This window comes from Kitasatospora sp. NPDC004669 (genome assembly GCF_040609455.1).
Classification (GTDB): domain Bacteria; phylum Actinomycetota; class Actinomycetes; order Streptomycetales; family Streptomycetaceae; genus Kitasatospora.
In genome coordinates this window covers 19,054-39,992 of sequence record NZ_JBEXKB010000022.1, presented here as the reverse complement: position 1 = coordinate 39,992, position 20,939 = coordinate 19,054, and the positions used below count along the sequence as shown (strand labels likewise).

Sequence of the window (20,939 nt, the reverse complement as noted above, 5' to 3'; positions counted from 1 at the left end):
GCGGAGCGGGATGAAGCCGCCCGGAGGCGAACGGGCGAGTCGCAGCCCTAGTGGGCGGAGCCGCTGAGCTGCAGGCCGATGACGCCGGCGATCACCAGGGAGATGGAGACCAGCTTGAGCACCGAGGTGGTCTCGTCCAGGAAGACCATGCCGTAGACGGCGGTGCCGGCCGCGCCGATGCCCGTCCACACCGCGTAGGCGGGGCCGACCGGCAGGCTCTTCAGGGACAGGGTGAGCAGGCCGAAGCTGCCGAGGGCGAACACGCAGAAGCTGATGGTGGGCCAGAGCTTGGTGAAACCCTCGCTGAGCTTGAGGTTGATCGCGAAGCCGGTCTCCAGCAGGCCGGCCAGGACCACCAGGGCCCATGCCATCGCGTGCCCTCCCTGTCGATCGACGGACGGACCGTGCCCGGCCCGACTTTCCTATGATCGCCAGGCGGGCCCGCTCCGACACCTCGAACGGCCCACGGGCCTCAAGGAAAGGCAGCGCGGTCAGTCGCCCTCGCGGGACTCCTTGCTGGCCAGCAGGCGGCGCAGCGAGTAGAGCCGGGCGGCCTCGGCGTGGCCGTCGGCGACCCAGGCGTCCAGGGCGCAGTCCGGCTCGTCGTGGCTGCAGGCGCGCGGACAGTCGACGGTGCCGGGCTCCAGGTCGGGGAAGGCGTGGATGACCCGGGACGGGTCGATGTGCGAGAGGCCGAAGGAGCGGAAGCCGGGGGTGTCGATCACCCAGCCGGAGTTGAGCGCCTTCTTGGAGCCCGCCTTGGCGCCGGGCGGCGGGGGCAGCCGCAGTGCGAGGGCGGAGACGGTGGTGTGCCGGCCGCGGCCGGTGACCGCGTTGACGTCGCCGGTCTGCCGCTGGCGGTCCGGGACGAGGGCGTTGACCAGGGTGGTCTTGCCGACGCCGGAGTGGCCGATGAACACCGTGGAGCGCCCGCGCAGGTGCTCGCGGACGGCCTCGGCGCCGGTGGTCTCCAGTTCGTCCCGGCGGGTGACCACGTAGTTGATGCCGAGCGGGGCGTAGGACTCCAGCAGCGGGGCGGCCGGGGCGAGGTCGGACTTGGTGAGCACCAGCAGCGGTTCCATGCCCGCGTCGTAGGCGGCGACCAGACAGCGGTCGATCAGCCGGGGGCGCGGTTCGGGGTCGGCCAGCGCGGTGACGATGGCCAGCTGTTCGGCGTTGGCGACGACGATCCGCTCGTACGGGTCGTCGTCGTCCGCGGTGCGCCGCAGCACGGAGCTGCGCTCCTCGACCCGGACGATCCGGGCGAGGGTGTCGGTGTCCCCGGTGAGGTCGCCGACGATGCTGACGACGTCGCCGACGACGACGCCCTTGCGGCCCAGCTCACGGGCCTTCATGGCGACGACCTGGCGCTCCTGTTTGGTCCCCGGGTCGACCAGACAGGTGAGCCGGCCGCGGTCGACGGTCAGCACCATCGCCTCGGCGGCGTCCTCGTGCTTGGGCCGGATCCGGGTTCGCGGCCGGGAGCCCCGGCGGGCGGGGCGGTTGCGGATGTCGTCCTCGTCGGCGTCCTTGCCGTAGCGGCGCATGGCTCAAGTCTCCGCTCAGGCGTCCGCCGCCGCTTCGCCGAGCAGTTCCGCCCACATCCTGGGGAAGTCCGGCAGGGTCTTGGCGGTGGTGGCGACGTTCTCCACCTCGACGCCGGGCACGGCGAGGCCGAGCACGGCGGCGGCGGTGGCCAGGCGGTGGTCCTCGTAGGTGTGGAAGACGCCGCCGTGCAGCGGGCGCGGGCGGATCCGCAGGCCGTCCTCGGTCTCGCTGACGTCGCCGCCGAGGTCGTTGATCTCCTTGGCGAGGGCCGCGAGCCGGTCGGTCTCGTGCAGGCGCAGGTGGGCGATGCCGTACAGGTGGGACTCGGAGTCGGCGAGGGCGGCGACGGCGGCGATCACCGGGGTGAGCTCGCCGACGTCGTGCAGGTCGGCCTCGATGCCGTGGATCCGGCCGCTGCCGGTGAACTGCAGGCCCTCGTCGGTGAACTCGCAGGCGCCGCCCATCCGGGTGTAGAGGTCGCGCAGCTGGTCGCCGGGCTGGGTGGTGTGCTTGGGCCAGTCGCGGACGGTGACCCGGCCGCCGGTGACCAGCGCGGCGGCGAAGAACGGCGCGGCGTTGGACAGGTCGGGCTCGACCACCAGGTCGCGGCCGATCAGGGCGCCGGGGGTGACCCGCCAGACGTCCTTCTCGCCGCCGTCCTCGGGGGCGTCGACCTGGGCGCCGGCCAGGCGCAGCATCTCGACCGTCATCCGGATGTGCGGCAGGGAGGGGACGGGGCCGCCGACGTGCCGGACCTCGACGCCCTGGTTGTAGCGGGCGCCGGAGAGCAGCAGGGCGGAGACGAACTGGGACGAGGAGGAGGCGTCCAGTTCGACCGGGCCGCCGTCGAGGCCGCCGGTGCCGTGGACGGTGAGCGGGAAGGTGCCGCGGCCGCCGTCCTCGATGCGGGCGCCGAGCGCGCGCAGGGCGTTGATCACGCCGTGCTGGGGGCGCTCGTGGCTGCGCGGGTCGCCGTCGAAGTGGACCGGGCCGTCGGCGAGGGCGGCGAGCGGGGGCAGGAAGCGCATCACGGTGCCGGCGTTGCCGACGTCGACGTTGGCGGGGCCGCGCAGGACGGGCGCGGGGATGACCCGCCAGGCCTCGCCGCCGCCGGTGCCGCCGGAGTCGTTGTTGACCTTCTCCTCGATGGTGACCCCGAGGGCGCGCAGGCCGTCGGCCATCAGCTGGGAGTCGCGGCTGCGCAGCGGGCGGCGCACCCAGCCGGGCCCGTCGGCGAGCGCCGCCAGCACCAGCGCCCGGTTGGTGACCGACTTGGAGCCGGGGATGGTGACGGTGGCGTCGACGGGGGCGGTGGCGACGGGGGCGGGCCACAGGGTCTCGGTCATGTGGGCCAGTCTAGGGGCCGTACCGGAACGGTCCCCTGCGGCGGCCGCATGCCGGGACGGCCCGCCCGCCCCCGCGGTGGGGTCACAGGGGTTGGAGGAGCCAGCTGGCGCCGAGGGCCAGGCAGGCGAGGGCGACGAGCAGGAAGACGGTGACCCAGGCGAGGGCGGGGACGTGGGTGAGCCGGGCGAGCTGGTCGGCGTCGGAGTCGCGGGCCCAGCCGATCCGGCGCTGGTGCTGGAGTTCCAGGACGGGGCGTACGGCGCCGAACAGCAGGAACCAGCAGCCGAGGTAGGCGAAACCGGCCTGGACCTGGGCGCTGCCGAACCAGGAGACCAGGAAGAAGGCGCCGCCGGCGACCAGGACGGTGAACAGGCCGAAGGCGTTGCGGACGCGGATGAGCAGGGCCAGCAGCAGGGCGATGGCGAGCCACAGCAGCAGGGTGATCCGGTCGGCGGCGAGCAGGGCGGCGCAGCCGAGGCCGAGCAGGGCGGGGGCGGTGTAGCCGGCGGCGGCGGTGAGGACCATGCCGGGGCCGGTGGGGCGGCCGTAGGAGAGGGTGAGGCCGGAGGTGTCGGAGTGCAGCCGGATGCCGGCGAGTTTGCGGCCGGTGGCGAGCGCGGCGAGGCCGTGGCCGCCCTCGTGGGCGATGGTGACGGCGTTGCGGGCGACGTGCCAGAGCGGGCGGGCGAGGACGGTGAGCAGCGCGGCGGCGGCGGTGGTCAGGACGAGCCAGCCGGGCGGGGCGGTCTGGGTGCCGGTGACCTGGTTCCACAGGGCGCCGAGGTTCTGGTCGTTCGGGTTCATCGGGGGGCCTGCGCCTCCGTTCGCTGCGTTGGGCCGTTCGGGGCAGCCTCCCATGCGGGGACGGGTGGGCGGGAGCGGGCGGTTCCGGCCGGTGGATGAGGAAGTGGTGAGGACGGGCGGCATGGCAAGCTGGCCCGCATGTGCGGTCGCTTCGCAGCCAGCAGCAAGCCCGAGGACATCGTCGACCTGTTCGACGTGGAGTTCTGGGACCCCGAGGAGGCCCTGGACCCGAACTGGAACGTGGCGCCGACCAACAGCGCGTTCGTGGTGCTGGAGCGGCTGTCCAAGGAGCGGGCGCGGCCGGTGCGGCAGCTGAGGCGGCTGCGCTGGGGGCTGGTGCCGCAGTGGTCGGACTCCGCCGAGACGGCGGTCAAGATGATCAACGCCCGGTCGGACACGGTGCACGAGAAGCCCGCGTACCGGCAGGCCTTCGCCTCGCGGCGGTGCATCCTGCCGGTGGACGGCTACTACGAGTGGCAGACGGTGCCGGGCGAGCGGGGCAGGGCGCGCAAGAAGCCGTTCTTCGTCTCCCGGGCGGACGGTGCCCCGCTGGCGCTGGCCGGGCTGTACGAGTTCTGGCGCAACCGGGCGGTGCCGCCGCAGCATCCCGAGGCGTGGCTGGTGACGTTCACGATCGTCACCACGGACGCCGAGGAGGCGCTGGCGCCGATCCACGAACGGATGCCGCTGTTCCTGGACCGCGAGTCGTGGGGCGAGTGGCTGGATCCGCGGCCGGTCGACCCGGAGGGGCTGCGCCGGCTGCTGATACCCCCGCCGCCCGGCGCGCTGCTGGCCACGCCGGTGTCCCCGGCGGTCGGCAACATCCGCAACAACGGCCCGGAGCTCAAGGAGCCGTGGGCCGAGGTCGAGTACGAGACCACCCTGTTCTGAGAATTGCTGCAGCCTGAGAATTGACGGAGTCCGACCTTTCCTTGGAGCCGCCGAGATGACCACCTCCGAACTCGTTGCCACCGAGGCCGGCGAGGCCCGGATCACCTTCCACCGGGCGGCCGCCCCGAAGGCCGTGCTGGCGCTCGGGCACGGCGCGGGCGGCGGGATCGAGGCCCGGGACCTGGTGGCGTTGGCCGAGCGGCTACCACCGCGCGGGATCACCGTGGCGTTGGTCGAGCAGCCCTGGCGGGTGGAGGGCCGCAAGCTGGGCCCGGCGCCGAAGACCCTGGACCTGGGCTGGCGGCCGGTGGCCGAGCACCTGGCCGGGCAGGGGCTGCCGCTGGTGGTCGGCGGGCGCAGCGCCGGGGCGCGGGTGGCCTGCCGTACGGGGGCGGCGACCGGGGCGGTGGGGGTGGTGGCGCTGGCGTTCCCGCTGCACCCGCCGGGCAAGCCGGAGAAGAGCCGGGCGGAGGAGCTGCTGGAGTCGGGGCTGCCGACGCTGGTGGTGCAGAGCGCGGCGGACCCGTTCGGCGGGCCGGAGGAGTTCCCCGAGCTGCCGCAGGGGCACGAGCTGGTGGGGGTGCCGTACGGCAGTCACGGGTTCGCGGTGCCCAAGCGGGCGCCGATGGGGGAGGACGAGGTGCTGGGGCTGGTCTGCTCGGCGGTGGGGGACTGGGTGCTGCGGCTGGTGTGAGCGCTTCGCCGCCGGGACGGCTGTGACCAGGGAGTTCGCCGTCGCTCACTCGTGCGAGTGAACGGGGCGCGGGGGCGGGAATGCGGGCGGGGTGTCGGTGGTTGTCGTCTCCGTCAGCACGAGGCACCGGTGAGAGGCAGGGCAGATGGGTTCGATCGCGTGCCCGGAACGGCCTGAGGAGCGCGAGGCCGCAGCGGCGTTCGCCCCCTCGTGGTCGGAGTGGCTTGACGCGGGCGAGAAGCCCGTCAGCCCGATATCCTCCATTTCTGGGCGGCCCGCCGTGGGCCGTGCCCGTCATGCCGAGGAGGTGGGTCCGGTCGTCGGGACCGAGCACGAGGCCGAGCCGGGCCGTGGCCCGGACGAGGTCCTGCCTGCGGACGAGGCGCTCACCGGGGAGGAGCTGGCCGAGGCGATCGGCGAGGACACCTTCCGGGTGTCGGCGGAGGAGACCGAGGAGGCCCGGCGGGAGCGCTTCGAGCGCGACGCCTTGGGCTACCTGGATCCGATGTACTCGGCGGCGCTGCGCATGACGCGCAACCCCGCGGATGCGGAGGACCTGCTCCAGGAGGCGTTCGCCAAGGCGTACGCGTCCTTCCACCAGTTCCGTGAGGGCACGAACCTCAAGGCCTGGCTGTACCGCATCCTCACCAACACGTTCATCAACTCGTACCGCAAGAAGCAGCGGGAGCCCCAGCGCACCGCGGCGGAGGAGATCGAGGACTGGCAGTTGGCCAGGGCCGAGTCGCACATGTCGACGGGTCTGCGTTCGGCCGAGACCCAGGCGCTCGACCACCTCCCCGACAGCGATGTGAAGGACGCGCTCCAGGCCATTCCGGAGGAATTCCGGATCGCCGTCTATCTCGCGGACGTAGAAGGCTTTGCGTACAAGGAGATCGCGGACATCATGGGTACTCCCATCGGTACGGTGATGTCTCGGCTGCACCGCGGCCGCCGTCAGCTGCGCGGCATGCTGGAGGATTACGCCCGTGAGCGCGGGCTGGTCCCGGCCGGCAGCGGGGCAGGGCAGGAAGCGAAGGGCTCGGGCTCATGAGCTGCGGCGATCCGCACGAGACGGAGTGTGGCGAGGTCCTCGACCACCTCTATGAATTCCTCGACAACGAGATGCCCGAGGGCGACTGCGCCAAGCTGCGCGTGCACTTCGAGGAGTGCTCGCCCTGCCTGAAGCAGTACGGGCTGGAGCAGGCGATCAAGGCGCTGATCAAGCGTTCCTGCGGCTGCGACGACACGCCGGCTGACCTGCGCGGCAAGGTCCTGGCCAGGATCGACTCGATCCGGTCGGGGCAGCGTTCGGGCGAGCAGGTGGTGGTCGCCGTGGAGAGCTCGGTCGAGGTGCACGTCGAGTCCGCGCGTCCGGCGCCGCCCCTGGCACAGGAGGGCGTGGCCGAGGAGCCGGCCGCGCGCCCCGGTGCGCCGGTCGAGGCCGCCGCCCAGGCGGAGTGACCGGCCGGTCGGCGCGCGGCGGGACGGCCACCGGCCGGGCGGAGTAGTCCGTCGGCCCGTCGACGAGGGCGGGCCGAACGGTTCGGGCAAGGAGTTCAGCGGCCCCGGGAGTGTGCGCTCCCGGGGCCGCTCCCGTTCTGCTCGCATGCGCCGTCACTCGTTCGAGTGAGTTGGCGGTGCGCCAACTGCGCCATTGCGCGATCATGCGTCCCCGCGCCCGGACGGCGGCCTATCCTCCTGACGGACGCTCACCGTCGGTACCCCCGGCGCGCTGAGGCAACACGGGCCCGGACGGCGGGGAGGTCGAGATCGCTACCGACAGTGGAGGCGCGACCCTGCCGCAGGGGGCGGCGCGCTACCTGGTGGCCGTCCCGGTGGCGGCGCTGTGCTGCCTGCTGCCGCTGCTGCCCGCCGCCGCGGCGCCCGGGGTGCCGCGCTGGCTCGGCCACCCGGTGGACTGGCCCGAGGTCGGGTTGCTGGCCTTCCTGCACGGCTGCTGGGAGTCGCTCGCCCAGGGCCTGCCCACCCCCTGCCGACTCCTCGTGCGCCGGCTGCTGCGCCGCCCCGCGCCGGCGAAGCGGGCGCCGGCCCGGCCCGGGGTGAACGCCTTCTTCCCGGTGCTGTTCGCCGGGGTGCTGATGCTCCCGCCGGCCGCCGCCGCCCTGGTCGCCGCCCCCGCCGCGCTGCTCGGCGGCCCGACCGGCCCCGATTGCCGCCGGCGCCAGCTGTTCAACGGCTCCCAGCTCGCGCTGTGTGCCTTCGGCTCCTCCGTTGCCTTCCACCTGTTGCACGGCCCGCAACTGCTGCTCGGCTCCCGCTTCCCGGCCGCGCTGCTGCCCGGCTTCGCCGCCGTCGCCGCGTTCTGCCTGGTCAACGGCGCGGTGGTGGGCGTGATGCTGATGCTCAGCGAGGGCCGCGGGGCCGGGGTCGTGCTGCGCGGGGCCTGCTCGGTGTGCGGGCTGCCGGTGCTGGTGCACGCGGCCGGCGGGCTGATGGTCGCGGTGCTCTGGCGGGGCCCGTACGGGGCGTTCGCCGCGCTGCTGGCGCTGCTGCCGCTGTCCATCTCCGCCTGGGTGTTCGCCCAGGGCCAGCGCGAGCGGGACGCCCACCAGGCCACCGTGCAGGCGCTGGTGCAGGCCGTGGAGATCAAGGACGCGTACACCCGCGGGCACAGCGAACGGGTCGGCCGGGCCTCGGTGCTGATCGCCACTCAGCTCGGCATGGAGGCCGAGCGGCTGCGCACCCTGCGCTTCGCCGGGATCCTGCACGACGTCGGCAAGCTGGGGGTGGCCACCGAGCTGCTGCGCAGAAACGGTCCCCTCAGCGAGGACGAGCGCCGGGCCGTGGAGATCCACCCGGTGTACGGGTACGAGCTGGTGCGCGGGATCGACTTCCTCGGCGAGGCGCACGCAGGGATCCTGCACCACCACGAGCGGATGGACGGGCGCGGCTACCCCAGCGGGCTGGCCGGCGAGCAGATCCCCGAGTTCGCCCGGATCATCTCGGTCGCCGACGCCTTCGACTCGATGACCTCCACCCGCTCCTACCGGCGCGGCCGCCCGGTCACCGAGGCGGTGGCCGAGCTGGAGCGCTGCTCGGGCAGCCAGTTCGACCCGGTCATGGTGCGGGCGCTGATCGACGCGCTGGCCGTGCACGACTGGCAGCCGGTGGTGCACTCCGAGGACTACGTGCGGGCCGTCCCCGACATCCCGCTCGGGGTGCCCGAGCCGGTGCGGGCCGCGCCCGTCCGGGTGCCCGCCCAGGGCAGGACCGTCCCCGCGGCCGGGCAGCTGTGACGGGCCCCGGGCGCGTCGGCTCCGCCCGTGCCGCGTCCGCCCGTGCCGGGTCCGCCCGTACGGCGTCCGGTCGGGCGGCCCGCGGGCGCACCACCCGCGCCGTGCACACCGCCGCCGCCGTACTGCTGGCGGTCGCGCTCGGCGCGGTCGCGCTGCGCGGGGTCGCGGAGCCGCGGGTCGCGCTGGCGTTCACCGCGCTGATCGCGCTCGGCGAGTGCGTCCGGATCACCCTTCCGGGCGACCGCGAACAGGCGCCCATCGGCGCGGCCGGTGCACTGGCGTACGCCCTGCTCGGACCGCTGCGCGGGGTGCCCACCGCGCACGGCACCCTCCAGGTGATCGCGGTGACCGGGGCCGGCCTGCTGCTGGCCTGGCTGCCCGGCCTCGCCCTGCCGCACCGCCCCGAGCGCCCGCACCGGCGCCCGCCCTGGGCCGACCCGGCCCGCCGGGACAGCGCCGCCCGCCGACTGCTCGCGGTCGGCTTCGCCGCCGCCGTCTTCCAGCCGCTCTACAACGGCGGCCTGGTCGACCGCTTCTCGCCCGAGGGCCCGGCCTACGGGGCGTTCCTGACCGCCGTCGCCGCGCTGGCCGCACTCTGCGACGCCACCCTGGCGGCGCTGCTGCGCTTGTCGGCAGGCTCTGAGACAGGCCCCGAGAGCGGGCCGCGGTTCCCGGCGGCGCTGGAGGACGAGCTGCGCTCGCTGTTCGGGATCGGCTCGGCGATCGTCGCCACCGGGATGCTGGTCAGCCTCGCGGCCGGCGAGGTCGGGCTGTGGGCGCTGCCGCTGTTCTGCACCCCGCTGCTGCTCGCCCAGGTGTCCTTCCGGCGGGCCGCCGCCGTGCGGGCCACCACCGGGCAGACCATCGCGACCCTGGCCCGGGCCACCGAGGTGGCCGGCTACACCCCGCACGGGCACGCGCGCCGGGTCGCGGACACGGCGTGTGCGCTGGGCCGCGAGCTGGGGCTGGGCACCCGGGAGCTCGCCCTGCTGGAGTACGCGGCGCTGATGCACGACGTCGGCCAGCTGTCCCTGGTCGAGCCGGTGCCGAACGGCGCCACCGCGCTGCTGCCCTGCGACGAGCAGCAGCGGATCGCCCGCCTCGGCAGTGAGGTGATCAGTCGCACCGGGGTGCCGCGGCGGGTCGCCGAGCAGGTCGCCCGACTGGCCGACCCCTGCTCCGGGCCGGTCGGCGGCGAGCGCCCGGTGCCGCTCGCGGCCCGGATCATCCGGGTCGCCAACGCCCACGACGACCTGCTGACCGCGGCCCGCGGCCGGGGCGTCGGCGAGGCGGTGGGGCGGCTGGAGGCGTTGGAGGTGCTGCGGCTGGGCCGCGGCCGGGTCTACGACGCCCGGGTGGTGGACGCCCTGGCCCGGGTCGGCGGGCAGAGGCACGGCTGAGCGCGCCCCGGGTGCGCCCCGGGCGCGGGCACAGCGGCGGCCGGGTCGGGGTGGAGGCCCACTCGGCCTCGGATCGGGCCCGCGCGGCCAGGGGTTGAGGAGGCGCGCTCCGGCGGGCAGGCTGGGGAGGGGCGGGCCCCAACCTCGGCGGTGGGGAGCGCGGGCGGGGGCGGGCGTGGTTGGATGCGGTCGTAGCGTGGAACACCGACCCGGAGCACCGGGACCCGGGACCCCGTCGAGGACGGGACGGGCCCGGCGGTACGGGACTTGAGCGGATGACGACGGCAGGGACGAACGTGAGGATCTTCCACCGGGCACGGCACCGGCCGTCCGCCACCTGGCGGCAGACGACCGACCGGGCCTTCACGCTGATCGGCGACGGCCGCTACGAGGACGCCGGCGCCCTGCTGGTGATGGCCGCCGACCTGGAGCCCTGGCTGTCCGACTCCTGGTTCAACCTCGCCCTGCTGCACAAGTTCCGCCGGGACTGGGAACAGGCCCGCTCGGCCGGCCTGCGCGCCGTCGCCCTGCTGGACCGCGAGCACGGCGCCCCCGACTGGTGGAACCTCGGCATCACCGCCACCGCCCTGCAGGACTGGCCGCTGGCCCGCCGCGCCTGGCAGGCGTACGGGCTCAGGCTGCCCGGCGGCCCCGGCGTGGACGGCCCGGTCAGCCTCGACCTCGGCACCACCCCGGTGCGGCTGTCCCCGGACGGCGAGTCCGAGGTGGTGTGGGGCCGGCGCCTGGACCCGGCCCGGATCGAGGTGTTGTCCATCCCGCTGCCCTCCTCCGGCCGCCGCTGGGGCGAGGTGGTGCTGCACGACGGCGCCCCGCACGGCGAGCGGGTCACCGACGGCGTCGCCTACCCCGTCTTCGACGAGATCGAACTGTGGGCGCCCTCCCCGGTGCCCACCTACGTGGTGCTGCTGCAGGCCGCCACGGCCGGTGACCGGGACGCCCTGGAGCGGCTGGTCGCCGACGCCGGCTACGCCGCCGAGGACTGGACCTCCTCGGTGCGGCTGCTGTGCCGGGCCTGCTCGGAGAGCCGAATGGCCTCCGACGACGGCGTCGTCGCCCACCACGACCCGCACGACGACGGCGACGCCGCCCACCCCGGGCACCTCAGCCACCTCAGCCAGGGCGGCGCCGCCGGGATGTCCTGGCTGGTCGAGCGCGAGTGCGGGATCGCCGCCCCCGCTCACCTCGTCCGCACCCTGCTGGACCGCTGGGTCGCGGCCGCCCCCGGGAGCCGGGCTTACCGGGATCTCGAAGAAGTCTGCTGAGTACCCTGGTGAGGTACGCGTAGACCTATGGAAGCGGAAGACATGGCGGAGCAGCACGACCACGAGCACGAGCACGACGTGGAGGGGGCGGCGCCCGAGGCGCCCGTCAAGGTGATCGGTGAGGAGCCCGACCTCACCAAGGGCACCGCGCGTCCGATCACCGTCGTGGGCAACCCGGTGCTGCACCGCGAGGTCGAGGACGTCACCGCCTTCGACGGCGAACTGTCCGCGCTGATCGACGACATGTTCCAGTCGATGTACGCCGCCGAGGGCGTCGGCCTCGCCGCCAACCAGATCGGCGTGGACCTCAAGGTCTTCGTCTACGACTGCCCGGACGACGAGGGCGTGCGCCACATCGGCCACGTGATCAACCCGAAGCTGGAGGAGTACCCGGCCGACCGCCGCCGCGTGCTCGACGACGGCAACGAGGGCTGCCTGTCGGTGCCGACCGCGTACGCCGAGCTGCCGCGCCCGGACTACGCGGCCGTGACCGGTGTGGACAAGAACGGCAACCCGATCCGGGTCGAGGGCACCGGCTTCTTCGCCCGCTGCCTGCAGCACGAGACCGACCACCTGTACGGGTTCCTCTACATCGACAAGCTGTCCAAGCGCGACCGCAAGGACGCGCTGCGTCAGATGGCCGAGGGCACCGCGCGCTACGCGACCGTGCCGAACGAGTAAGGCCCGATTGCCAGTTGGAGGCCGGTGCGGACCGATCCGCACCGGCCTTCGCGTTGTCCGGGGGCTACTGCTGGACGAGGAGCCACTCGGGGCCGTAGGTGAAGCGGGGTTCGTCGCTGAGCTTGACGCTCACGATCTGCTGGGCTGTGCCGCGCATCTGGAACATCAGGCCGATCGCGGTGCCGATCGCGGACGCGTCGACGTTCCAGGCGTGTTCGAGGGCGCGCAGCATGTCGCTGTACTGCTGGTTGAAGGTGTTGAGGTGCCCGGCGGTGTTCTGGTCGGGTGAGTTGGGGCCGCCCGTGCGGGGCCAGCCGCCCTGGGGCACCCGGGCGACCGGGAAGGTGTCCGGCAGCGGAACGTCGGGGCCGGTGAACTCCCACTTCTGCGACCCGTCGTTGAAGACGAGCTTCTTGCCGACGGCGACTTCCTTGAAGGCGTAGTAGTGGGCGAGTTCGCCCGGGATGTTGGGGAAGGGGTCCTCCGGGGAGGCCGTGGTCCCCTCGCCCTGGGTCTGGATGACGTGGATCGCCTTCAGCACGTCGTCGATGGTGTTCATCGGGTAGATGTCGCGGCTCCCGATCGAGGTGGTCACCTGCTTCTGACCGGTGAGGAGGTGGGCGTACTGGGGGAAGACGTTGGCGATGCGCTGGTAGAAGGCGCCGATCGTGTTGCCGTCGACGGCGAAGGCGAGCGGGTTCTCGGGCTTCTCGATGTCGGAGAAGAGCTTGGCCGAGTCGCGGGTCAACCCGCTGAGGTAGACCTCCAGCCCGGGGTTGACGCCACCGGGAAGGTCGCCCGGGTACTTGGGGACGGCGGCGGGGTCGGTGACGACGACGGTGCCGCCGATGCTGGTGAGCATGTTGCAGACCAGTCCGAAGTGCGCCATCTCGTCGAGGATGATGTCGTGGATGGTCTGGCGGACGGGCTTGGAGTTGTCCGGGTCGGTGATCGACCAGAGGGCGGTGGCGTACGGCGGGATGGTGGCCAGCTCCAGCAGGATCGCGTGCTGGAGGGCGTCCTTGAGCTCCTGTTCGGTCCAGTCCGCCTCCGCCATGCTCATGAGCTGGACGATGCCGTCGCCCGCGTAGTCCAGAACCGTGGCCATGGGTGTCCCTTTCGTTCGGCTGTCCGCCGGACCGTAGCCGTGGGCCGGTCGTGCGCATGCGTGGGAAGCCGGTGTGGCCCGGGAGTTCATCCGGACGGGCGGCGCGCGGGGGCGGGGAGCCGGCCGGTTCGTCAGACGGCCCGCCTAGGGTGGCCGACAAGATCATCGGCCGGTTGGGCCGGGGTCGTCCGGGGCGATCAAAGGGGTGTGCCGGTGGGCTGGTGGAACAGGAAGCCCGGGGAGGAACGGGCGCGGTGGGTGCTCGAACCGCTGGTGGGGGTCGGGCCGTTGCGGTTCGGGATGAGCCCCGATCAGGTCAAGGCCGCCCTGGACGGGGCGATCGCCGTCGTCTCGCGGGGCTCGGGAGACTGTCTGTCCTGGCAGCGGTACCACGACACCGGTGTGACCGCGATCTACGGGGAGGGGCCACGCCTGGTCGCGGTGGCGGTCGATGCGATGTCCGGCCCGTTGGTGCGGCTGCGGGACGTCGAGCTGATCGCCCGGGCGCCGTCCGAGGTCCGTGCGGACATCCACGAACTCGCCCGCCGGGAGGGGGCTTCGGTCCGGGTGAACTGGAGCGGTGACCCGGAGGTGGCCGCATGGGGGGTGTCCATGGAGGCCGCGCAGGAGTGGGGGCTGGCGGCCGAGGGGTACGTGGAGCGGAGGGACGGGGCGATCACCAGTGCTCTGCTGGTCGGCCCCGAGCTGGCCGTGCGGGGCATCGTCGGCTGTACCAGCGCGCGCCTCGGATGTGCACACCCCGGGTGCGCCTCTGCGCGTCTGCCGTTGAGCAGCGGTGCTGCGCGAGGATCGGCACCCGATGGTGTCCGTACCCGAAGGGAGCGCAGCATGGGTGATCACGAGAAGCCGCCGCCGGACCCCGGCCAGGGAAATCCGCCGCCGGGCAACGCCGATGGGCAGGTGCCGCCTCCGCCGCCGGGCGACGGGAAGCACAAGAAGTGAGCGGTGACCTGGTGGGCCGCCGCGAGCGGATGGACGCGGTCATGGAGCAGCGGGGCGCATGGCCGGTTGACTCGCCGTGGTTGCGCCAAGCGATGGCCGCGCTGCCTCGCGACGCGTTCGCGCCGGATCGGCTGTGGCGTTGGGACGGCCACTCCTACGTGCCTCTCGACCGTGCGGCTGATCCGGCCGTGTGGGCGGGCGAGTTGTACGTCGACCCGGATGCGGCGGCGGTCACCCAGGTCACCGATGGACTCCCGTCGTCGAGCCTCTCGGCACCTGCCGTGGTGGCGGACATGCTGGACAGCCTGATGCTGGAGCCCGGTCACACCGTGTGGGACATCGGTACCGGGCAGGGCTGGAGTTGTGCACTCGCCGCGTGGCGCGCTGGGCCCGGCTCGGTCGTCTCCACTGAGATTGACGAAGACCTTGTTGTTCTTGCTCGCAAGCGGCTTGCTGCTGCCGGGGTCGACGCCGAGATACTCGCTGGCAACGGCACGAGCAGCGTGCCGCGCGGAGGCCCGTTCGACCGGATCCACGCGACCTACGCCGTCGAGACCGTCCCGTACGAGTGGATCGAGGCCGCCAGACCGGGCGGCCGGATCGTCTACCCGTGGGGACGGCTCGGGCACGTGGCGCTCACGGTGGCCGCCGACGGGCGCAGCGCGAGCGGTTGGGTGCAGGGCCTCGCGCAGTTCATGGCCGACCGGTCCGGACCGGCCCCGGGATCGGTCGGCTACGCGCAAGTGCGCGGCACCGGCGACCCTGACACCGAGCAGACCATCGAACGCGACCTCGCGCCGCTCGGCGACAACTGGGACCTGCGCTTCGCGGTGCGCGTCGCCGTACCGGACGCCGTGATCACCACCGGCCGGGACGAGGACGGCGTCAACGCCTGGATCCACGACGGCAACGCCTCCTGGGCGGCACTGTCGGCGCGTGGCGACGGTAGCGCCGCACTGCACCAGGGCGGCCCGCGCCGCATCGGGGAGGAGCTGCTGACCGCCTGGTCTCAATGGGAGGCGCACGGCCGACCGACGCCGTACGACTACGGGATCACCATCACGCCGAAGCGCCAGTGGGCGTGGCTGAACGATCCGGACGGCCCGAGCTGGCCTCTCACCGGAAGGACCGAAAGATCCTAGGTGTCAGTTGGGGCCGAGGTTGTCTGCCCAGAAGAGCAAGCTCCTCAGCAATGCGCCTGGAGCGCCGGCGCCGAAGCCGACCACCATGGCCTGGCCGATGGCGACATCAGTCGGATCGACGCCCTGGGACCAGGTCACCCGGGCGTCGAGGCCGGGGATCGTGCGGCCCGGGGAGTACGAGCGCAGGGTGCCGTGCGCGTGGGCGATGAGCACCCCGTTGCGCCGCAGCTCGGCCCGGCGCAGGGCGGTGGGCCTCAACTCGTAGCTGCGGTCCGCCACAAGCGCAGTGCGGGTGCGGGACTTCCGGCGGGGGTCCCAGCCGCTGCTGTTCCGTCTGGTCGGCACGTTCTGCCCGTTGATGTTCATCGCGCCGTGGTCGCGGTCGGGTACCACGGTGACGGCCGGGATTCCCGTCCCGTGCACGCGCGCAATGACGGACGGCCAGCGGTCGTAGTTGATCTGTATCGGCCCGAACGGGCCATCGACCACTTGCTGTTGTGACAGGAAAACCTTGCGGGACATGCCTGGGTCACTCCTGGACAGCGGGAATCCGACAGCGGAGCTGCCGTGGGGAGGATGTCCTTCCCACGGCAGCTCCGCTGATGTGCTGAACGATGTCGATTTAGAAGTCGTCGTCGAAGGAGACCGAGCCCTCGACGGCGACCTGGTACGCGGAGACCCGGCGCTCGAAGAAGTTGGTCAGCTCCTGGACGTTCTGGAGCTCCATGAAGCCGAACGGGTTCGTCGAGCCGTAGCGGATCGGCATGCCGAGGCGGGCCAGGCGCTGGTCGGCCACGGCCTCCAGGTACTGGCGCATCGAGTCGGTGTTCATGCCGGCGAGACCGTCGCCGCACAGGTCCTGGGCGAACTGGAGCTCGGCCTCGACAGCCTCCTCCAGCATCTCCGTGACCTGCTTGGCCATCTCGTCGTCGAAGAGGTCGGGCTCCTCCTCGCGCACGGTGTCGACCACCGACATCGCGAAGTCCATGTGCATGGACTCGTCGCGGAACACCCAGTTGGTGCCGGTCGCGAGACCGTGCAGCAGACCCCGGCTCCGGAACCAGTACACGTAGGCGAAGGCGCCGTAGAAGAACAGGCCCTCGACACACGCCGCGAAGCAGATCAGGTTCAGCAGGAAAGCCCGCCGATCCTCCTTGGTCTGCAGCGACTCGATGTGGTCGACCGCGTTCATGTACTTGAAGCAGAACTGGGCCTTCTGGTGGATGGAGGGGATGTTCTCCACCGCAGCGAAGGCCGCGTTGCGGTCCTCCGGGTCCGGAAGGTAGGTGTCCAGCAGCGTCAGGTAGAACTGGACGTGCACGGCCTCCTCGAACAGCTGACGGCTCAGGTACAGCCGCGCCTCCGGGGAGTTGATGTGCTTGTAGAGGCTCAGCACCACGTTGTTGGCGACGATCGAGTCACCCGTCGCGAAGAAGGCGACCAGTCGCCCGATCAGGTGGCGCTCGCCCTCACTCAGCTTCGCCAGGTCGGCGACGTCGGAGTGCAGGTCCACCTCCTCGACGGTCCAGGTGTTCTTGATCGCGTCCCGGTACCGGTCGTAGAACGACGGGTAGCGCATCGGGCGCAGGGTCAGCTCGAAGCCGGGGTCGAGCAGCATCTTGCGGTCTTCGTTCGGGGTGCTCACTGGCAGGCCTCGCAGGACTCGGGGTTCTCCAGGGAGCAGGCGATGGCGGCTTCCTGCTCCGGGGTGAGGGTCGGGGTGTTCACCGGCACGGGCGCGGCGGCGCGCGCGGCACCGGAGGCGGCCTGGGCGATCCGGGTGGCCGGGCGCGAGCGCAGGTAGTAGGTGGTCTTCAGACCGACCTTCCACGCGTAGGCGTACATCGAGCTGAGCTTGCCGATGGTCGGCGCCGCCATGAACAGGTTCAGCGACTGGCTCTGGTCCAGGTACGGCATGCGCGCCGCGGCCAGGTCGATCAGCGCGCGCTGCGGCAGCTCCCACGCCGTGCGGTACAGCGAACGCACCTCGGCGGGCAACCAGTTGAACTCCTGGACGGAGCCGTTGGCGTCGCGCAGGGCGTCGCGGGTCTGCTGGTCCCAGACACCGAGCTCCTTGAGCTCGCGCACCAGGTACGGGTTGACCTGCAGGAACTCACCGCTCAGCGTCTCGCGCTTGAACAGGTTGGACACCTGCGGCTCGATGCACTCGTACACGCCGGCGATGGACGCGATGGTCGCGGTCGGGGCGATGGCCAGCAGCAGCGAGTTGCGCAGGCCGGTCTCGGCGATCCGGGCGCGCAGGGCGGTCCAGCGGTCGGCCCACTGCGGGGCGGCGCTCGGGAAGTGGTCGATGTGCAGCTCGCCGCGGGCGGCGCGGGTCTCGCCGTACGCCTCGTGGCGGCCGAGCTGCTCGGCCAGGTCGGCGGAGCGCTCGTAGGCGGTGAGCATGATGCGCTCGGCGATCAGCGTCGAGAGCTGCTTCGCCTCCGCCGAGTCGAAGTCGATCCGCAGCTTGAAGAAGACGTCCTGCAGGCCCATCACGCCCAGGCCCACCGGGCGCCAGCGGGAGTTGGAGGTGCCGGCCTCGGTGGTCGGGTAGAAGTTGATGTCCACCACGCGGTCGAGGAAGGTGACGGCGGTGCGCACGGTGGCGTCCAGCCGCTCCCAGTCCATCGCACCGAGCAGGTCCTCGACCGAGGCCCCGGCGGCCACGTGCGCGCCGAGGTTGACCGACCCCAGGTTGCAGACGGCGGTCTCGGAGTCGTCCGTGACCTCCAGGATCTCGGTGCACAGGTTGGAGGAGTGCACCGTGCGGCCCGGCAGCGCGGTCTGGTTGGCGGCGCGGTTGGAGGCGTCCTTGAAGGTCATCCAGCCGTTGCCGGTCTGCGCCAGGGTGCGCATCATGCGGGCGTACAGGGTCTGCGCGGGGATGGTGCGCACGGCCTTGCCGGCCAGCTCGGCCTTGCGGTAGGCCTCGTCGAACTCGGTGCCCCACAGGTCGACCAGCTCGGGCACGTCGGCCGGGGAGAACAGCGACCAGTCCTGGTTGGCGTTGACCCGGCGCATGAACTCGTCCGGGATCCAGTGCGCCAGGTTGAGGTTGTGGGTGCGGCGCGCCTCCTCACCGGTGTTGTCGCGCAGCTCCAGGAACTCCTCGATGTCGGCGTGCCAGGTCTCCAGGTAGACGCAGGCCGCGCCCTTGCGGCGGCCGCCCTGGTTGACCGCGGCGACCGAGGAGTCGAGGGTGCGCAGGAACGGGACGATGCCGTTGGACTTGCCGTTGGTGCCGCGGATCAGGCTGCCGCGCGAGCGGATGCGCGAGTAGGACAGGCCGATGCCGCCGGCGTGCTTGGACAGGCGGGCGATCTGCGCGTAGCGGTTGTAGATCGAGTCCAGGTTGTCCAGCGGGGAGTCGAGCAGATAGCAGCTCGACATCTGCGGGTGCCGGGTGCCGGAGTTGAAGAGCGTGGGCGAGGAGGTCAGGTACTCCAGGCGGCTCATCAGGCCGTACAGCTCGGCCACCTCGCGCACCGACTGCTCGGAGTCGCCGACCGCCAGGCCGCAGGCGACGCGGAGCAGGAAGTGCTGCGGGGTCTCGATCACCTTGCGGGTGATCGGGTGGCGCAGCAGGTAGCGGGACTGGACGGTGCGCAGGCCGAAGTACTCGAAGCGGTCGTCGCCGGTGGCGTCGATCAGCGCGTCCAGGGCGGCGGCGTGCTTGGCGACGAAGGCCGCGGTGGTGTCGCCGATCAGGCCCTCGGCGTGGCCGACGGCGATCGAGGCGGAGAAGGAGACCGAGCCCTGACTGTTCGCCTCGTCGACGATCTCCAGGGCGAGCAGACGGGCCGCCAGCTTCGAGTACTGGGGGTCCTCGGCGATCATCGACGCGGCGGCGTCCACGGCCAGCCCGCGCAGCTCGGCGAAGTCCGAGCCGGCGTGGCGGCCGCGCAGCGCGGCGGCGGCGACATGGCCGGGGTCGACCTCGGTGAGGTCGGCGCTGCGGTCGGTGAGCAGCCGCAGCAGCGCGCCTCCGGGGTCGGAGACCGTCGAGTCGGTGAAGGCGGTACCGGAGCCCTGGGTGGGCAGGGTGGCTGAGGCAGCGGTGGTCAAGGCGCTCTCTCCTGGCGGCGATCGGCGGCGGTGATCGGGTGGCGCCGGGCCGATCTGGGCAGGGGAGCACGGCGCGAACGCAAAACGCGCCGCGCGACGGTGTCTCCCCGGCCCGCCCGCGAGGCCCGGAGGGGTACTGCTCGTGCCGGCGCGGCCTCTGCGGGAGGGCCGTGGCGCACGCTGTTCGGCAGGTACTCGGACTCGCGGGTACGGCTGCTGGAGCCGCCCGCACACCGCTGCGGGGCAGTCCCGGACTCCCACCGGGTTCCCCTGCATCGACAGCAGGAGTGAGCATACATGTAGTGGTGTCTCACTGATGCGGCACCACATGTTGTGCGGCGCGGTGTGTTGGGGCGATGACCGGCGGTACCGGGCGGGAGGCCGTCCGTGGCTGTTCGTGGCCGTCGGAGGCCCTGGATCCGCGCGGTCGGAGCCCGTGATCCGCAGCGTGGGCGTCCTGGTTTCGATACGGAATGGTCACCGGGCGGATCGGTGGTCGGGGGGATGCCCTACGATCTGGGCGCATGAGCGACGGAACTGGCGTACCTGGGCAGGGGCCGCAGGGGACGCCTCCCGCCGGGTCGGGGGGCGCACAGAATCAGCAGCCGGCGGTGCCGGGTCCGGTGCCGCCGCCGAGCGGCGGTTTCGGCCCGCCGCCGGCCTCGTACGGGCCGGTGGTGCCGTCCGCGCAGCCGCTCTCGCAGCCCGTCCCGCCGGTGCCGCGGCCGCAGCCCCAGCCGGTCGCGCAGCCGCAGGCCCAGCCGGTGCCCCAGCCGCAGCCGGTGCCGCAGCCGGCCCCGCAGCCCCAGCCCCAGCCGGTGCAGCCGACGGCCCCTCAGCCGCAGTGGCAGCAGCAGCCGCCCCAGCAGCCGGTGCCGCCCCAGCAGCCGGCGCCGCCGCAGCGCGTCGAGCCGGACTGGGAGGCACTGGCGAACCGCAACGAGGCCGACGGCAAGCGCAAGCGCCGGATGAAGGTCATCGGCATCGCGGCCGCGGTCGTCCTGGTGGGCGGCCTGGCGGCGGGCGGTGCGCTGCTCCTCGGCAAGAAGGGCGACACCAACAAGGCCGGCGGCGGTCCGACCGCCACCGTGTCCGCCTCCACCAAGCCCACCCCCGGCCCGTCGAGCGCGAGCGGGACCCCGGGCGGCCAGTCCGACGACTCGTCGAAGCCGATCTGGGAGGCCGCCACCGACCCGGCGCCGCAGGACGCGGGGGCGCTGTTCTCCGCGACGCAGGTGACGATCAACGGCGCGACCTGGAACCGGACCGTGGTCTCGCTGGACCAGCCCTGCTGGGACGGCAACTCCACCACCGGCGGGCTCGGCAAGATCCTCGGCGACCAGGGCTGTCAGAAGGTGCTCCGGGCGACGTACGTCTCCGGCGACAGCGCGGTGACCGTCGGCGTCGCGGTCTTCGACCACAAGATCCAGGCCGAGACCGCGGTGAAGAACTACGCGGGCCAGCTCAAGGGCCTTCCCGCGCCCGGCGCCCCGGCGTTCTGCGCCAACCCCGGCTGCACCAGCACGCACAGCAGCCTGGGCCGGTACGGCTACTTCACCGTCGAGGGCTCGGCGAAGGGCGGCAACGCCCCGGACGCCACCGCGACCGCGGCGGCCTCCGGGTTCGCGGAGCACGTGAAGGGCCAGCTGCTCCAGCGGGCCAAGGCGGCGGGCTCCGCCACGCCCGGTTCGCAGGGCACGCCGGCGCCCACCCCGGCCGGCTGACCTGCCGTGACACCCCGGTGCCGGCG

Annotated in this window: 18 protein-coding genes, 1 pseudogene and 1 riboswitch; of the genes and pseudogenes, 11 read left to right on the top strand and 8 right to left on the bottom strand. The window is 72.8% G+C overall.

Annotated features, from left to right (window positions below):
• Window positions 1-47 precede the first annotated feature (47 nt).
• From ABZW30_RS19970 to ABZW30_RS19955, 4 genes are all read right to left on the bottom strand, one after another.
• Complete coding sequence (locus ABZW30_RS19970) at window positions 48-371, bottom strand: multidrug efflux SMR transporter (protein WP_355672455.1); 324 nt, start codon at window positions 369-371, stop codon at window positions 48-50.
• Between the two features lie 120 nt (window positions 372-491).
• On the bottom strand, window positions 492-1,547 hold the full coding sequence (rsgA, locus tag ABZW30_RS19965; protein WP_355672454.1) for a ribosome small subunit-dependent GTPase A: 1,056 nt from the start codon (window positions 1,545-1,547) through the stop codon (window positions 492-494).
• Between the two features lie 15 nt (window positions 1,548-1,562).
• The gene (gene aroA / locus ABZW30_RS19960) at window positions 1,563-2,894 is read right to left on the bottom strand and encodes a 3-phosphoshikimate 1-carboxyvinyltransferase (protein WP_355672453.1); all 1,332 of its coding nucleotides are present in this window, start codon (window positions 2,892-2,894) and stop codon (window positions 1,563-1,565) included.
• An 82-nt stretch (window positions 2,895-2,976) separates the two neighbouring features.
• Window positions 2,977-3,699, bottom strand: a complete 723-nt coding sequence (locus tag ABZW30_RS19955; protein WP_355672452.1) for a M50 family metallopeptidase — start codon at window positions 3,697-3,699, stop codon at window positions 2,977-2,979.
• A gap of 138 nt (window positions 3,700-3,837) precedes the next feature.
• On the opposite strand from ABZW30_RS19955, the gene ABZW30_RS19950 reads away from it, so the two are divergent.
• From ABZW30_RS19950 to def, 8 genes and pseudogenes are all read left to right on the top strand, one after another.
• Window positions 3,838-4,590 (top strand): SOS response-associated peptidase, encoded by a 753-nt coding sequence (locus tag ABZW30_RS19950; RefSeq protein ID WP_355672451.1) that lies wholly within the window; start codon window positions 3,838-3,840, stop codon window positions 4,588-4,590.
• Window positions 4,591-4,645: 55 nt separating this feature from the next.
• Window positions 4,646-5,284, top strand: coding sequence for an alpha/beta family hydrolase (locus ABZW30_RS19945; RefSeq protein ID WP_355672450.1), 639 nt, complete (start codon window positions 4,646-4,648; stop codon window positions 5,282-5,284).
• A gap of 412 nt (window positions 5,285-5,696) precedes the next feature.
• Window positions 5,697-6,335, top strand: coding sequence for a sigma-70 family RNA polymerase sigma factor (locus ABZW30_RS19940; RefSeq protein ID WP_030392891.1), 639 nt, complete (start codon window positions 5,697-5,699; stop codon window positions 6,333-6,335).
• Complete coding sequence (rsrA, locus tag ABZW30_RS19935; protein ID WP_355672449.1) at window positions 6,332-6,745, top strand: mycothiol system anti-sigma-R factor; 414 nt, start codon at window positions 6,332-6,334, stop codon at window positions 6,743-6,745. The genes ABZW30_RS19940 and rsrA overlap by 4 nt, the downstream gene beginning before the upstream one ends.
• 362 nt (window positions 6,746-7,107) lie before the next feature.
• Window positions 7,108-8,541, top strand: a complete 1,434-nt coding sequence (locus ABZW30_RS19930) for an HD-GYP domain-containing protein (protein WP_355672448.1) — start codon at window positions 7,108-7,110, stop codon at window positions 8,539-8,541.
• Between the two features lie 101 nt (window positions 8,542-8,642).
• Window positions 8,643-9,941: an HD domain-containing protein gene (locus ABZW30_RS19925; RefSeq protein ID WP_355672447.1), complete on the top strand. Its 1,299-nt coding sequence runs from the start codon at window positions 8,643-8,645 to the stop codon at window positions 9,939-9,941.
• Between the two features lie 296 nt (window positions 9,942-10,237).
• Complete coding sequence (locus ABZW30_RS19920; RefSeq protein WP_355672446.1) at window positions 10,238-11,224, top strand: hypothetical protein; 987 nt, start codon at window positions 10,238-10,240, stop codon at window positions 11,222-11,224.
• A 138-nt stretch (window positions 11,225-11,362) separates the two neighbouring features.
• Window positions 11,363-11,905 (top strand): annotated as a pseudogene (gene def, locus ABZW30_RS19915) (peptide deformylase); the annotation flags it as partial.
• Between the two features lie 64 nt (window positions 11,906-11,969).
• Here the strand turns inward: def and ABZW30_RS19910 are convergent.
• The gene (locus ABZW30_RS19910; protein ID WP_355672445.1) at window positions 11,970-13,013 is read right to left on the bottom strand and encodes a ferritin-like protein; all 1,044 of its coding nucleotides are present in this window, start codon (window positions 13,011-13,013) and stop codon (window positions 11,970-11,972) included.
• Between the two features lie 213 nt (window positions 13,014-13,226).
• On the opposite strand from ABZW30_RS19910, the gene ABZW30_RS19905 reads away from it, so the two are divergent.
• Window positions 13,227-13,976 carry a hypothetical protein gene (locus tag ABZW30_RS19905; RefSeq protein WP_355672444.1) on the top strand — a complete coding sequence of 250 codons (750 nt, stop codon included), beginning with the start codon at window positions 13,227-13,229 and terminating at the stop codon, window positions 13,974-13,976.
• A gap of 41 nt (window positions 13,977-14,017) precedes the next feature.
• On the top strand, window positions 14,018-15,118 hold the full coding sequence (locus ABZW30_RS19900) for a methyltransferase domain-containing protein (protein WP_355672443.1): 1,101 nt from the start codon (window positions 14,018-14,020) through the stop codon (window positions 15,116-15,118).
• A gap of 3 nt (window positions 15,119-15,121) precedes the next feature.
• Here the strand turns inward: ABZW30_RS19900 and ABZW30_RS19895 are convergent, their stop codons facing one another.
• The 3 genes from ABZW30_RS19895 to ABZW30_RS19885 all read right to left on the bottom strand — a co-directional run bounded on the left by ABZW30_RS19895 (window position 15,122) and on the right by ABZW30_RS19885 (window position 19,165).
• Complete coding sequence (locus tag ABZW30_RS19895) at window positions 15,122-15,640, bottom strand: hypothetical protein (protein WP_355672442.1); 519 nt, start codon at window positions 15,638-15,640, stop codon at window positions 15,122-15,124.
• Between the two features lie 100 nt (window positions 15,641-15,740).
• Window positions 15,741-16,736 (bottom strand): ribonucleotide-diphosphate reductase subunit beta, encoded by a 996-nt coding sequence (locus ABZW30_RS19890; protein WP_355672524.1) that lies wholly within the window; start codon window positions 16,734-16,736, stop codon window positions 15,741-15,743.
• Window positions 16,737-16,759: 23 nt separating this feature from the next.
• Entirely contained in the window at window positions 16,760-19,165 is a 2,406-nt protein-coding gene (locus ABZW30_RS19885; protein ID WP_355672523.1) for a ribonucleoside-diphosphate reductase subunit alpha, read from the bottom strand.
• Window positions 19,166-19,357: 192 nt separating this feature from the next.
• Window positions 19,358-19,491, bottom strand: a riboswitch (cobalamin riboswitch).
• Between the two features lie 321 nt (window positions 19,492-19,812).
• Between ABZW30_RS19885 and ABZW30_RS19880 the strand changes: the two genes are divergently transcribed.
• Window positions 19,813-20,913 carry a hypothetical protein gene (locus tag ABZW30_RS19880; protein WP_355672441.1) on the top strand — a complete coding sequence of 367 codons (1,101 nt, stop codon included), beginning with the start codon at window positions 19,813-19,815 and terminating at the stop codon, window positions 20,911-20,913.
• Window positions 20,914-20,939 lie beyond the last annotated feature (26 nt).